Here is a 14,581-nt window from a genome sequence, read left to right on the forward strand (position 1 = left end):
ATGGAAACGTTGTTTCTGAACATATTCAATATGACCCTCACCGCAGCTTATGTGATCGTTGCTGTACTGCTCATCCGTCTGCTGCTGAAACGAGCGCCCAAAAAGTATGCCTATTTGCTGTGGGCTATTGTACTGTTCCGCCTTGTCTGTCCGGTGTCAGTTACTTCGGAGTTCAGCCTCTTCAATGCTGCCCCCTTTGATATGACCGTAGCACAAAAGAACGGCGAAGCGGCGCTTAGCTATGTCCCACCTGATATCGGCTATATGGATAAGCCGGGGATGACGGTGGGAATACCGACCATGAACGCGATCATAAGCAGCAGTCTGCCGCCTGCGGCACCGACGGAAAGCACGAATCCGCTGCAAATATGGATACAGATTGGCTCAATTGTATGGGGTTCAGGCGTGGCGGGCTTGCTTCTTTATGGCATCGTTTCCTACTTCCACTTGAAACGGCATATGGCTACAGCCGTTCGTCTGGACAATCAAGTATTTGAGTCGGATACCATTCAATCACCGTTTATTCTTGGTTTTATGAAGCCGCGAATTTATGTTCCTTTCGGGCTTCGAGAGCAGGAACTGATGTACATTCTGAAGCATGAGGCTTACCATTTGAAACGAAAAGATCACCTAATCAAGCCGCTCGCCTTTGTTGTTCTTGCCTTTCATTGGTTTAATCCGCTTGTGTGGATGGCCTTCGTATCGATGGCTAAGGACATGGAGATGAGCTGCGATGAGAAGGTGCTGGAGGAGACGGGTTCGGACATTGCAAAGGCGTACAGTACATCATTACTCGCCTTTGCGACAAATCGGCGGTTTCCAGCAGCAAGTCCTCTAGCCTTCGGGGAGACAGGCATTCGGGAGCGAGTGAAAAATATTTTGCGGTTTAAAACGCCCAAAAAACGAGCAATCGCCTTCTCTGCTTCCGTCTGTATACTCGCTGTCGCCATCTGTGCCACGAATCCTATTTTGCATGGAGCTGTGGAAGCGACAGATGAACCGTATGGCAGCTATCGTTTTGAGAAGCAGGTCTATATGAATCTATTGAGTTCGCAAAGAGCTTTTGAAGGATTTAAGGAGTACTACACGTTAACCGAAAACTCGCTGACCATAACCAATGAAGTCAGCAATCAACAGACAATAGCTGCAGCCTTTAATCGAACCGTTTTAGATGAGCAACAATACAACAGCAGCTTTATGGTGCCGGGCGTTCAAGTTCCTGATATTTCAAGCTACAAGGAGCGTTATCAGTACGTGCTTAACGATTCGGCCGTTGATCCAGGCTATCGTCTTTATCTGCTGGACAATGAGGTATGGCTGGTGAAAATGCACAAGGACAAGGCAAATACACTAAAGAGTGAATATGTATGGAGTATTTATCAAATTTCGAAGCTTGACGAGGGCGTATCTGGTAATGCTGCTGTATTGGGAACGCAGGATGGTGTCGATGCTTTTCTAGCTTTGAATAAGGATTTCAAATCAAGCTTCGAAGCAGACAGGTGTTATAACATCACACCGCAATGGATTACAGAAAACTCTGATTATCGGATTTTCAAATATAGTCAATCGGCAGCTTCATTTCTGCTATATGAAGGAGTCGTATATCCGCTTGGTGAGGAGCTTGGTGGCTTTGGCGTAACGAGCATGGCTCTAGACGATCTGGACAGTGACGGGAAAATGGAATTGTTTTTCACTTATTCATGGGGCTCGGGTATTCATCGTTCGCTTGTGGCTTATTTCAGCCCGACTGCCAAGGAAGTTGTGACCTTGCCATACGCGCATTGGAATGAGGATATGACTATCGTGACTAACCGTGATGGCAGTCTGTCCCTGTATGGAGCGGCTATCACGAACATGGCGGGTTTTGCTCATTTCGTAGTAGATCGAACTGATTTCGTATCAGATATCGTTTACGTAAATGGGCAGATTTCATTGAATGCTGCAGCGACGGAGTGAATGGTTCTATTTTATGGAAATAAGTTTGAAGGGCTGCAACAGGTTGCCATGAGGCGCTGTGTTATAGCCCTTTTTTTGATTTTGATCGGTCTAATCGACCTTGATTGTAAGCTGTATCGCTGCGCCATTATAACAACGAAGGAATGCCCGCAAGCTCGGCCCTCAATCGCTGTTCCAGTTGGTCAAGATCCCAAGTTTGCTTTGAGAATCGGAGTGGGCTTATGCTTTCTTTGAGCGTGAATCGGCCTTCCCCTACAATGATAGGCACCCGAGCGTTCTCCAGCAAAGGAATATCGGCAACTGCATCCCCCGCGCTAAGCAGGTGAAGGGAAGCGGAAGCTTGAAACGGAGGAAGCAGCAGCACGCGATCCTTATCTACCCCGTAGTTACTTGCTACTTGTCCGGTCAGCCGACCATCTTGTTCTGCCAGCTCGAACCCGTAGATACCCTTTATTTCGAATTTTGCAGCATAGTCTCTGAGTACCTCGGCGGGAGCACCGCTCACCAGATAGACATCGATCTCCAACTGCTTCAGCAGCTTAAACAGAAGGGAGGCATCTGGGAAAAGAGAAGTCTCGTTCACAGTCAAGTAGGAGGAGACGCAGGTTCGGTATCGTTCAAGCTCACATCCTGCGAGTGCGTTAGCGAACGCCTCGCAGGTTTGGAGTGTGTAGTCGGCGTAAGTGATTTGCTCGGCATGGTAAGCCAATTTGAGTTGTTCAAAAGTTTCCGTAAGCGTCTCGTTAACGAGACCTTGCTTCACTAAATAGTCGGTTAAGCCATAAATGGTATATCCCTGATGGATTGTATTGTCCCAATCGATAAGTGCATAGCGCACGGTAACACTCCTCTTGAACTAGCCTTTTTTATCATAATCGCATATTTGCGATGGAAATGTCTTGACCCTCCAGTCGGCTGGAGGGTTATTATTTTTAAAACAGTGTAAACCAATCGGAATTTAGAAAGATAATCGGAGGGAACATGAATATGATACTTAGATCATTGAAATTATTGGCAGTCGGCGTAGTTGCGACAGGAATACTGGCGGGCTGCGGCAGCAACGAGAAGGGAGCGGGAGCAGCGAAGACGGAATCGGTCACCGTTATTCTGGACTGGACGCCGAACACAAACCACACAGGCTTGTATGTAGCGTTGGAGAAGGGATATTACAGCGCCGAAGGGCTAGACGTCGATATCATTCAACCTGCGGAAGGAACGACTGCGACGCTGATCGCTGCGGGTAAAGGCGACTTCGGCGTAAGCTATCAGGAGGACGTAACGTATGCGCTGACGAGCAAGGACCCATTGCCGATCAAGGCGGTTGCTACACTTATCCAGCACAATACATCGGGCTTCGCCGCTCCTAAGGATAAGAACATCACATCTGCAAAGGATTTCGAAGGCAAGGTATACGGCGGATGGGGCTCACCTTCAGAAGAAGCGGTGCTTAAGGCAGTTATGGAAAAGAACGGTGCCGACTTTGGCAAGCTGCAGCAGGTTGATATTGGAAGCGACGACTTCTTCGCCGCAACGAGTAAAAATATCGATTTCGCTTGGATATTCGAAGGCTGGACAGGAATCGAGGCCAAGATTAAAGGCGTCGACATCAATTACATCGCGGCAAGGGATCTTGACCCTGCACTCGATTACTATACGCCCATTCTAATTGCGGGCAACAAGCTGTTGAAGGAGAACCCTGAGAAGGTTCAGAAGTTTTTGAAGGCGACGGAAGAGGGCTACCAATACGCGATTGAGCATCCAGAGGATAGCGCGGACATTCTGCTAAAGTATGCTCCAGAAATCGACAAGACGCTGGCGGTGGAGAGCCAAAAGTTCCTCGCAGACGAGTACATTGCCGATTCACCGGCATGGGGTCAGATGAAGGAGCAGGTTTGGAGCGCATATGCACAATTTCTTAAGGATAAGGGCTTGATTGAGAAGGAGCTGGTAGTCTCAGACGCGTTTACAAACGAGTTCCTGCCCCAGAAATAACGATCTCACGGGTAAGAGGGCTCCATCAAGGGAACAACGGATACGATGGAAGCGTTCGTTACAAAATCTCAATTCTAATTAAAAAGGAAGTAGACTTCATGAGACACCTAAAGGTTATGCTGGAATACTTTTATCCTTGGACGAATTCGGCTGGATTGTACTATGCAAGGGAGCAAGGCTGGTACCGTGAGGCGGGGCTCGATGTTGAATTCACTGTACATGATCTTGGCAGGGGAGACACGCTCGCTTACCTAGCCAGAGGAGAAGCGGACTTCGGAATCTTCCCAAGCAATCGGCTGCTTGTCCAGAGAGAAACACAGCTGATCGTCATTGGAGTTGCGGCGATTAACCATCGAGCGATGGAAACGATTCAGACGGTTCTAAGCACAGGAATTCGACGACCAGCCGACCTCGCCGGCAAGAGGATCGCGATGAACCCGACGCCGCGGGGGCTTGCCATGGTTCGCCAGCTCGTGAGCGCGGACGGTGGAGACCCGGATGCAGTTATTATAGTCGACGCCGGAACGAGGGAGCTAACTCCTGATGCCATTGCCGCTGGTGAAGCGGAAGCGACGTTCGGCAGCTACTGGGCGTGGGAGATTCTAATGGACACCGGCGTTCCAGAGAAGGATCGCCTTGTCTGGCCAGTAGACGAAATCGGCGCTCCACCGTATCACAGTTACCTGCTTGGCACGCAGGAGGAGCTTACGAAGAATGAGCCGGACGTCGTACGCCGCTTCCTTCAGGCAACGAGCAGGGGGTATCTTGCGCTTGCTTCCGAACCGTTCGCAGCGGTTTCGCTCTACGAGAAGTACGTTCCGTACTTTCCTAAGCAGCTCTTCGAACGCTCTCTACCGCTGATTGCTCCCACTTGGCTGCATGACGGAGCATGGGGACACCAGCGTGTTGAGCTTATTGAACCTTATGCAGAGTGGCTTGCTGCACACGGTATCCTTCATAACAAGGATAGTTGGCGTACTGCGTATACAAACGAGTATCTTCCACAGGGGGATGCAATATGAGCGCGCGAGTTCAATCGGCGACGACTCAGGCTCATGGCATGGGCACGGAGCTGGTCCGGCCGGATTGGGCACAGATTACTCTCGAGGAGACAAAACGGCTGTTCGGCCGGTACTCTAATCTGGCCGATGTGACGTCTCTCCTCTGGCATAGCCCGCGTCCGTTCTCCAGCGCGACGATTGTCGAAACGGCTGAGGGGCGTCTTTTTGTAAAAAGGCATCATCATACTGTGCGGGACGTCGAAGGACTGAATGAGGAGCATCGGTTTATCCGGCATCTTCGGACGCACGGGAGTCCGGTAAGCGAGATTCTGGAGGGGACGGATGGAGCGACGGCTTATGCGGTGGAGGGATGGACCTATGAAGTGCATCGCCTTGCGAAAGGGACTGACCTGTACCGAGACGCTGTCTCATGGAGTCCCTTCCAGCAGGAAGCCCACGCCTATGCGGCTGGAGAAGCACTCGCGCGTATGCACTTAGCGGCGGAAGGCTTCCAGGCCCCTGCGAGATTGGTCCGCCCGCTCGTCTCCAGCTTCTCGGTCTTTGGTTCAGATGACCCCAGTGCGAAGCTGTCGGCTTACGTTGCAAGCCGTCCCTCTCTATTGAATTACTTGCATACTCGCTCATGGGAGAAGGATTGCGAGAATATTCTATTCCCGCTGTACGAGCGGTTTGCTCCCTATATTAATATGCTGAAGCCGCTCTGGACTCATAATGATTGGCATTCGTCCAACCTGCTTTGGGAAGAGGACGGTGATGCTGCAAAGGTGACGTCCATCCTCGACTTCGGGTTGGCAGATCGAACGAACGCGGTCTATGATCTGGCGACAGCCATTGAGCGCAACGTTATCGATTGGCTTGCACTGCATGAAGGCAAGCAAGACGGTCTCGTGGCATACGAGCACTTGGAGGCACTGCTCTCCGGTTATGAGTCAATTCGCCCCTTGAGCACAGATGAGCAAAAAGCGCTTGAGGCAATACTGCCCCTCGTTCATGCAGAGTTTGCGCTATCCGAGATCGATTATTTTATCGGCATTGTGCGATCGACAGGCAACGCGGATATGGCTTACGACCTTTACCTGCTTGGACACGCGGAATGGTTCCAGGAACAATATGGCCAAGAGCTGCTGTCCTATCTCCGGTGCAGAACTTACAGATAAACGCGCAGTATGCCGAGCGATTCGTGTTGACAAAGCAAGTCGGCGTTTGTTAATTTATAAGTAAACTTATCGGAATAATAAAAATTGAGGCGTGACAACTTATGATAAGACGTATCCGCTCGGGCGGACATCTATACCCGATCATTTCACTTCTTGTCTTTATCGTACTCTGGCAGCTCATTGTGACGCTGGTCGGCGTGCCGATGTATATTCTTCCTTCGCCCATAGATACGGTGAAAGCTTTGGTCGAGGATTTCAACCTTATTGCCGGACATGTCGGCATGACATTATACGAATCAGCAATAGGCTTCTTGCTGTCCATCGTGCTGGCTTTTGTTATCAGCATTCTGATGGACAGCTTTGCTCCGCTCAAGAAGTCTTTGTATCCTATTTTAATTGTTAGTCAGACCATTCCGACGATTGTGATCACCCCTATCCTAATCATCTGGTTCGGGTTTGGACTGCTGCCGAAGGTTCTTGTTATCGTCATGGTGTGCTTTTTTCCGATCTGCATCAGCCTGATGGATGGATTCGAGAAGGTGGACAGGGACTATTTGAACCTGTTTCGTACCTTTAGGTCGAGCAAGCTTCAGACTTTCCTACACCTGAAGTTGCCGCATGCTTTGGTGAATTTCTTCTCTGGGCTCAAGATCGCTGCGACTTATCTGATCATGGCGGCGATTATTGCGGAGTGGCAAGGCGGCACGAAGGGGATCGGCGTGTATATGGTGCGAGCTAAGAGTGCCTACGCCCTCGATAAGGTGTTTGCGTCCATCCTAGTCATTGTTCTGATTAGTGTTGTATTAATCGCTCTCATCAACTGGGTCGGTGAGCGGGCAACGAAATGGAAATAGAGGTGATGACCGTGCAAACCGTACAAGAGCAAGCGCGGGAGAACGTGGAACCGAATGGGGAAAAGATGGGCGAAGAGATTCGCGGTACGGAAGCTCTAATTGTGCTCGATCACGTCAGCAAGAGCTTTGGCGACTTAGAGGTACTTAGGGATATCTCCCTGCGAGTAAATCGCGGAGAGTTTGTCTCCATCTTGGGGCCAAGCGGCTCAGGCAAGAGCACCTTGTTTAATATGATTACGGGATTGCTGCCATCGGATAGTGGCGATTTGAAAATAGACGGAGAGATCGGGTACATGCAGCAGAAAGATCTGCTGCTCCCATGGAAGACCGTTATGGACAACATTACGCTTCCTCTGAGGTTTAAGGGAGTCAATAAGAAGCTTGCGAGGGAGCAGGCGGATGCGCTAATCGACCGAGTCGGACTGCGCGGTTACGAGGAGCATTATCCCAGCCAGCTGTCAGGGGGCATGAAGCAGCGGGCAAGCTTCCTTCGGACGTTCCTCGCTTCGGGCGAAATCATGCTGCTCGACGAACCGTTCGGAGCGCTCGACTCGATGACAAAGAGCGGCATGCAGAGCTGGCTGCTGGAAGTGCAAGAAGCTTTTGGCGCGACGATCCTATTCATCACTCACGATATCGAGGAAGCGATTCTCTTGTCAGACCGGATTTATATTCTTTCATCGAGACCTGGCGTGGTGAAGGAGGAGTTGTCAGTGAGCTTCGCCACTGGCGACAAGCGGGGAAGATTGCTCGATCCGGAGATGCTGCGGATGAAGGAAGCGATTAAGAAGTTTTTGTAAGAGAGACAAAATATCATTAGAGGGGGAGCAAGCGTGGAATGGTATTCAATAGGAGAAGTCTCGAAGCAGTGTCGTATTCCGATCCGTACGCTGCGGTACTATGACGATATCGGATTGCTTAAGCCTGAGCGGATTTCGCCGGACAACAACTATCGTTACTATTCCAAGGAAGGTATGCGCAAAATCCCCCTTATCAAATATTATAAACAGCTTGGGTTCAAGCTGGAGGACATCGCGACGATGCTGGAGCGACAGAACTTTGACATGCTGGAGGATTACATGGAGAAGGAGCTTATTGACGTCGAGAAGCAAATGGCTGAGCTGCAGAAGAAACATTTTGCCATTCAGGAGTGGCGTAGGCTGCTGAAGCAGGGAGAATCGTTTCTAGCCGATTCCAAGAAGGAGAGGGAAATCGCTATTGCTGATTTCCCTCTCTATCGTACGATGACGTTCCACTACGAGGTCAAGGAACAGCATGCTGCGGACATGGAGGTGCTTTACAGCAATATACTTGTCGAGCTGTGCACTCGTCAGAATGTTTTCGCTTACGGGCCGTTCATACTGTACTTCGAGGACTTCGGACGACGCGTGGATCATACGTTCACAGGGGTCGATTGTTATACGTCGGTTATCGAAGACGGTACGAACGATGGGCTGACAACGGAGGTAGGAGGCTTCCGGGCGATTAGTGTTGTTCATCGTGGTGATTACCGCACGATTGGTCAGTCCTACCGCGAGGTTCAGGAATGGGCGGATCTGGAGAATATTAAGCTGCAGGGCGCATCCTATGAGCGGTACATCATCGATCCGTGGAGCACCAAAGACAGCGACAATTATGTAACGGAACTAATTCTGCCAATTGGGGGCAATGAGCATGTCTAACTTGATAAATGTTGAAGAGGCGGCATTGCTGCTTGGACATTCGAATGTCGTGTTCGCGGATGTGCGGTTCGTGTTGGGTCAACCAGAAGCGGGTCGCTGTTTTTTTGAGGCAGGACATATTCAGGGCGCGTTGTTCTTCGATCTCTATGAGGACTTGTCCGGTCCGAAGAAGGAGCACGGTGGAGGTCGTCCATTGCCGAGTGTGGAAGAGTTCGCACGAAAGCTGGGCGAAGCCGGAATTGACGCGGAGACGGAGGTTATCGTGTACGATGATCAAGGCGGCAGCATAGCCGCGCGGCTATGGTGGACGCTGAAATACCTTGGTCACGACCGGGTTAAGCTGCTGGCGGAGGGCTTTACGGGCTGGCTCGACGCCGGGCATCCCGTAACGAATGAGCTTTCGGGACCGAAGGTGGCGAAGCGGTTCATCCCACGCGTGAGGGAAGAGCTGTTCGTTGATATCGAGCAAGTGAAGGCAGGTATTGGCCGCAAAGGTCGAGTACTGATCGATGCGCGGAAGCCAGCACACTTCACGGGCGAGGATACGAGCAAGTATGCCAAAGCCGGCCACATTCCGAGCGCTATTAACCGTTTCTGGGAGGATGGATCTCCGGGCGGTGTCTTCCAAGATGCGGCGGCGCAGCGTGCAAGATTCAAGGATCTGCCGCTCGACTCGGAAATTATTGTCTATTGCGGGGCTGGCGTCACAGCAACACCTAATGTTCTGGCGTTAACGGAAGCGGGATATGGGAACGTGAGGTTGTATGTTGGGAGCTGGAGCGATTGGGTTTCTTATAAGGGGAATTTAGTTGCGGTGGGGGATGAAGAGAAGGCGTAAGCATATACGAAAAGAAGTACATCGCTCATTTCGCGATGTACTTCTTTGTGGTGGACCTAGGGGCGTCGAGGTCTACAAGAACTCAACATTAGATTCCTGATAGTATATTCATGTAGTACCCGATTCGGGCTCAGATTGAGACCAGCATGTATGGCCTTCGATAGATCGTACAGCCCTTTGTACGGTCACGAAGACAAGGAAGGCAGAAAGATTAAATACATATCCATGCGGGCTTCGTGCCTGATTAACTATAGAATTGCCAGAATACAAGCAGTCCCAACAGAACAATAATCATTGCCACTGCCAGAATGATTGACCACTTGTCACGGACAGTTGAAGCCGTTCTTTTTTTCTTCCAGGATAGAAGCAGCGCCACCACCAACAATACAGCTAGACCAGTCAGACCATAGTTAATTATAATCTGCGGATACACTTCGGCATAGGCACGCTCATTGTTGCTGAGCATACGTAACGCCAGAACTAGATTATTCCCCACAATACTGGTACCCGTTAAGGTGAGGCCAGTCACCAGCTTGCAGCTGATAGGACCAATTGCAGATAATGTTCTGGCTCTTCGCTTGTTCAAGATCGCCCGCACCAGCAATATAAACGGGGCAATAATGAAATAGACGATTGTCATCATCGCCAACGCGGCATTCAAGAGCAGAAGCGGCATTGATTTACTGGAAGGCAACGGCAAATAATCAGACGTATATACCGAGATTGCCTCTATCTTGCCATTACTGACAGTGACATGCAGCATTGGCCAGGCATCGAGCGCTGAATCTCCGCTTACTTTCTCATAGAGGTAAGGTTGAACCTGCTTATAGCTTCCGCTCATACCCGCAAGTGACACATGGAGCAGATTGGCTCCATGCGGCTTAATCTTCATCAGCGTAAGGTATGGGAATAAACTCATGAATCCATGTTCAGGGCGACGCGCAGCCACGAACTCACCTTGAATCTCTGAAGCATCCGGCAGATTGACAGCATCCGCCTGCTCCCGTACGCCCACTATCGCTTTGGCCAGACCATGAACAATGTTGGATTCGCTGGCCTGATTGGTCATAATAATGATTGCAAACCGGCTTTCAGGCACAATCAACAGATTGGTGGCAAAAGCAATCGTATTCCCGCCATGCCCCAGTGTACGGTGCAGTCCAGGGTATTCCCAGAATCCATGAGCAATGCCTGGCATTTCTGTAGATGAGGCATTACTCTGGGCCAGCATTGTGCTTAGCGTCTCGGGCTTATCGAACAGAGGGGATTGCTCCCTCGCTGCAGGTAGGAATGCCATCGCAAATTTAGCCAAATCTTCTGCAGTGCCGTTATTACCGCCATTGGGGTACATGGACATATAATTCCAAGCTCCCTGCGTAAAGGCCCCTTTTCCTTCAAAGAAATAACCTTTAGCTTTATGCTCAAGCAGCTCCGGACGATCCTCTACGACGGAGTACGCAATGGAACTTTTCATGTCCAAGGGATCAAAGATATGCTGTTGAACGTATTCATGAAAAGGCTGACCGCTAATTCTCTCCACAATATAAGCAGCTAGTGAGTTGCCATAGTTCGAATAGGCTACAGTTCTACCGGGCCTGTAAATTTGTGCCGGCTGGGCAAGCTGCAGTCCTTCTTCCAGTGATCGTACTTCCTCAGGAGATTGATAGGCCATATCGAACATATACTCTTCGAACCCGGCATTATGGTTCATTAGATTAATCATTGTTATCGGCTCATCATATTTCAGCTTGGTTAGGAAATTCACTGGTAAATAACTGCGGATATCTTCATTTAGATCAATAGTACCTTGTTCAGCCAGTTGCATCACGGATGTCCATACTGCAAGCTTACTAATTGAGCCCCACTCCATTACTGTATCTGTCGAGACAGGGATCTGCTGCTCCACATCGGCATAGCCGTAACCCTTGGACAGCACTATCTGGCCATCCTTCACCATAACAACAGACGCACCGACAGTTTGTTGTCCGATGTAGTCTTTTACATAATCGTCGACAAAAGCCTCTAGACTTGCCATAGGAATCCCGGAAGGGGTTGCTCCTTCTGATCCGTCGCTAACTTTCTCTGCTGCCAAGGCTGTGATAGTACTGCTCAGAAACAATAGTATGGCGAACACAAGTATAAATCTTTTTCTTAACAATGAAACCTCTCCTTTAGTCGGTTGAATGCCTCCAACTATTCTAACAAAAATCCTCAAACGGAACCGTATATTCTTATAAAAATGAGTTCTACTGCCTTAAGCGTAGTGGTATATCTCAGATGCGCTCAACAACTTCTAGAAAGGCTCATTGGCCAAGCGGTATTCGCCTGGCTCGTCTTGGGGTTTGCTGAGTTACAATGAATGTGCCTCAGTAATGGAGCTTTAATCGAACAGAAGAAATCGGACTTCACCATTTGACTGGAGAGGAATGCAATCATGACGGTTTCTCATATACGAGCAGTTCCGAAAGATTTCTATTAAAGCAGGGGAAGTGAATTTTTCGCTTGCCCCAATTGCGGCGGATCCAGCAAGGTTCATGATACCGATCAGAAGCATTGGCAACATCTTGATTTCTAGAATTGGAAAACCTATATCCATGCCAAAGTACCGAGAACGGAGTGCACGAATTGCCGCAAAATATGGCTCGTCCCTGTTGCATGGTCACGCCCGAAGTCGCACTTTACGCTGTATTTTGAAGCCTGGGCTATGCGTCTGATGGCGGAAATGCCTGTTAATGCCGCCGCCCGTGAGCTTCGAGAACACGATACTCGCCTGTGGCGGATCTTTCGTCACTATGTGAATAAAGTGATGACAGAATTGGAGTTGTCGTTGCTTGAAGGTATTCATGGACTTGTTCAAGTTTCAAAACGAAAAGCTCGCGGATACCGAAACGTGAATCATTTGATTGCTGTGGTTTACATGATCGCTAACAAAACACGACTTTCAGCACTCGCAGCACGAAGGAGCTGAACTCGTCAGTTCCCCGTTTCCTTTCTACCAGATTTTAAAGAAACTTTCACATCTAAGCGACACTATGAAACTACATAATTCGGTGTTAGCCACTCAATTGAGCGAAGAGCCGTTTTTTTTGTCGAAAGTCAACGTGGAGTCATCTATCGGCTTGGGAGTATTATACTTTTCGAAGTAGTATGGTACTTTGACCACCGAGGGATGGGATACAAATCGATTGAAGTTGGTTGTGAACAGTGTTACTCTAACAACGGTAAACTTATAATTTATGGTTTGCAATACGTCTAATAATAGTCACTATTTTAGTTATATAGAAAGGAAATACTATGATAACAGTTGATAACTTATCCTTCTCATTCCCGCAAAAAGAACTATATAAAAACATTTCATTTACGCTTGAGGAGGCACAACATTGCGCTTTTATAGGAACAAGTGGCAATGGGAAAAGTACATTGATAGATATATTGATAGATCCAGAAAGATATTTGTTCGAGGGCAAGTTAGAAATAGACCCCACTTGTAAGATTGGTCTCGTAAGTCAATTTCCACAATTTGACAAAAAGAAAGAAATAACCGTTTATGAATATATAGGGGAACAATTTATTAAGATACAAAATGAAATAACTGCTATTTGTATTGAGATGGAAACATCATCGGATATTGATTCCTTATTAGAAAAATATCAATTAGCTTTAGACGCATTTGATTCAATTAGTGGGGAAGATTTTGAAAGCAACATGAATAAGAAACTTAATCTAGCAAACCTTATGAGGCTTAAAGATCTTAGGGTATCCGACCTGAGCGGTGGCGAATTCAAGCTTATTCAAGTGATGAAGGAAATGCTTAGTAGTCCAGACTTAATGATTATGGACGAACCAGATGTATTTCTAGACTTTGAAAACCTAAATGCGCTTAAGAACCTTATTAATTCTCACAAAGGAACACTGCTAGTTGTTACGCACAACCGATATCTATTGAATCATTGTTTCAACAAAATGATACACCTTGAAAACACAGAGATCCAAGAGTTTGATGGGCGATATATAGATTATACCTTCTCATTACTTCAGACTAAAGTTGAGTTACAAGAACTCAAAATTGCCGAGGATGAAGAAGTGGAGAGAAACGAGAATATCATTATTAATCTCAGAGCTATGGCAACTTATAATTCAGAAGCTTCTAGAGGCAAAGCATTAAAAGCTAGAGTCAAGTTTCAAGAAAGATTGGAAGCGCGTAGAATTAAAGCGCCATTTGTTGATATTAAGCAACCGAATATTCGTTTTGGTATTGATAATGAAATGGAAGACACCATTGTTGTAAATGTCACTAATTATAGTGTTGCCTTTGATGAGTTGCTGTTAGACAATATTAACTTTGAGATAAAATCTACCGATAAAGTAGCCATTATTGGTTCAAATGGTACCGGGAAAACGACTTTACTCCGAGATATCTTTACAAATAATCATGATTCCATTGCAATAAATGCTGATGTTAAAGTAGCTTATTTATCTCAAAATCAAGGCGAAGTGCTAGAAGAATCTAATACAATACTAGAAGAATTCATCGATGCTGGGTTTAAAACGTATGATGAAGTTAGATCGTATATTTCAAACTATGGCTTTGAAGGAGAAATCGTTAATCAAAAGATAAAATCTTTATCGGGTGGAGAAACAAATATGCTTCAATTGGCTAAAGTAGCTGCCAGTAAAGCAAACGTATTGCTTCTTGATGAACCGACAAGCCATTTAGACATCTATTCACAAATAGCACTGGAGAAAGCTATTGAAGACTATCAAGGTGCGGTTCTCATGATTTCTCATGATTTCTATTCTGTTGTAAATGGTATGGATTATGTTTTAATCATTGACGATAAAAAGATTAGAAAAATGAGTATTAAAAAATTTAGACAGATGATTTATGCTAGTCATTTCGATAAGGACTATCTAGAAACTGAACTAAATAAAAGATCAGTTGAAATGAAAATAGAGTTGGCTTTAAAAGATACTGATTTTGAACTTGCAAAAGTATTGGTTGAAGAGCTGGAAGAGCTGATTAAGTTGCTTTAAATGATAACCTTCTGACTTAAATTGAAGACCCCACCGAGGTCGCAAT

The 14,581-nt window shown here is 47.5% G+C and carries 12 protein-coding genes; 10 read left to right on the plus strand and 2 right to left on the minus strand.

All coding sequences use genetic code 11. From position 1 onward, the window contains the following. Positions 1 to 1,956 (plus strand): M56 family metallopeptidase, encoded by a 1,956-nt coding sequence (locus tag FGT79_RS19540; protein ID WP_138754516.1) that lies wholly within the window; start codon positions 1 to 3, stop codon positions 1,954 to 1,956. A 127-nt stretch (positions 1,957 to 2,083) separates the two neighbouring features. Here FGT79_RS19540 and FGT79_RS19545 read toward each other — a convergent pair whose 3' ends face one another. Next, complete coding sequence (locus tag FGT79_RS19545; protein ID WP_138754517.1) at positions 2,084 to 2,794, minus strand: HAD family hydrolase; 711 nt, start codon at positions 2,792 to 2,794, stop codon at positions 2,084 to 2,086. A gap of 152 nt (positions 2,795 to 2,946) precedes the next feature. Between FGT79_RS19545 and FGT79_RS19550 the strand changes: the two genes are divergently transcribed. From FGT79_RS19550 to FGT79_RS19580, 7 genes are all read left to right on the plus strand, one after another. Then, positions 2,947 to 3,948, plus strand: a complete 1,002-nt coding sequence (locus tag FGT79_RS19550) for an ABC transporter substrate-binding protein (RefSeq protein WP_212758618.1) — start codon at positions 2,947 to 2,949, stop codon at positions 3,946 to 3,948. A gap of 98 nt (positions 3,949 to 4,046) precedes the next feature. After that, on the plus strand, positions 4,047 to 4,970 hold the full coding sequence (locus FGT79_RS19555; protein WP_138754519.1) for an ABC transporter substrate-binding protein: 924 nt from the start codon (positions 4,047 to 4,049) through the stop codon (positions 4,968 to 4,970). Then, a complete protein-coding gene (locus tag FGT79_RS19560; RefSeq protein WP_138754520.1) occupies positions 4,967 to 6,127 on the plus strand; it encodes a phosphotransferase enzyme family protein in 1,161 nt (386 codons plus the stop codon). Before FGT79_RS19555 ends, FGT79_RS19560 begins: the two co-directional genes overlap by 4 nt. 101 nt (positions 6,128 to 6,228) lie before the next feature. After that, positions 6,229 to 6,981, plus strand: coding sequence for an ABC transporter permease (locus FGT79_RS19565; RefSeq protein WP_138754521.1), 753 nt, complete (start codon positions 6,229 to 6,231; stop codon positions 6,979 to 6,981). After that, positions 6,972 to 7,781 carry an ABC transporter ATP-binding protein gene (locus FGT79_RS19570; RefSeq protein ID WP_212758610.1) on the plus strand — a complete coding sequence of 270 codons (810 nt, stop codon included), beginning with the start codon at positions 6,972 to 6,974 and terminating at the stop codon, positions 7,779 to 7,781. The genes FGT79_RS19565 and FGT79_RS19570 overlap by 10 nt, the downstream gene beginning before the upstream one ends. A gap of 33 nt (positions 7,782 to 7,814) precedes the next feature. Next, positions 7,815 to 8,663 carry a MerR family transcriptional regulator gene (locus tag FGT79_RS19575; RefSeq protein ID WP_138754522.1) on the plus strand — a complete coding sequence of 283 codons (849 nt, stop codon included), beginning with the start codon at positions 7,815 to 7,817 and terminating at the stop codon, positions 8,661 to 8,663. Beyond that, a complete protein-coding gene (locus tag FGT79_RS19580) occupies positions 8,656 to 9,501 on the plus strand; it encodes a sulfurtransferase (RefSeq protein ID WP_138754523.1) in 846 nt (281 codons plus the stop codon). The genes FGT79_RS19575 and FGT79_RS19580 overlap by 8 nt, the downstream gene beginning before the upstream one ends. A gap of 244 nt (positions 9,502 to 9,745) precedes the next feature. On the opposite strand, the gene FGT79_RS19585 is transcribed toward FGT79_RS19580, so the two are convergent. Next, entirely contained in the window at positions 9,746 to 11,659 is a 1,914-nt protein-coding gene (locus FGT79_RS19585; RefSeq protein WP_138754524.1) for a serine hydrolase domain-containing protein, read from the minus strand. 477 nt (positions 11,660 to 12,136) lie between these two features. Here FGT79_RS19585 and FGT79_RS19590 point away from each other — a divergent pair, with 477 nt between their 5' ends. Then, positions 12,137 to 12,469, plus strand: a complete 333-nt coding sequence (locus tag FGT79_RS19590; RefSeq protein WP_281285997.1) for a helix-turn-helix domain-containing protein — start codon at positions 12,137 to 12,139, stop codon at positions 12,467 to 12,469. Positions 12,470 to 12,795: 326 nt separating this feature from the next. After that, positions 12,796 to 14,535, plus strand: coding sequence for an ABC-F family ATP-binding cassette domain-containing protein (locus tag FGT79_RS19595; protein WP_138754526.1), 1,740 nt, complete (start codon positions 12,796 to 12,798; stop codon positions 14,533 to 14,535). The last annotated feature ends 46 nt before the right edge of the window (positions 14,536 to 14,581 follow it).

Origin of the sequence: Paenibacillus sinopodophylli (assembly GCF_005930355.1) — a bacterium.
GTDB classification, from domain to species: Bacteria; Bacillota; Bacilli; order Paenibacillales; family Paenibacillaceae; genus Pristimantibacillus; species Pristimantibacillus sinopodophylli.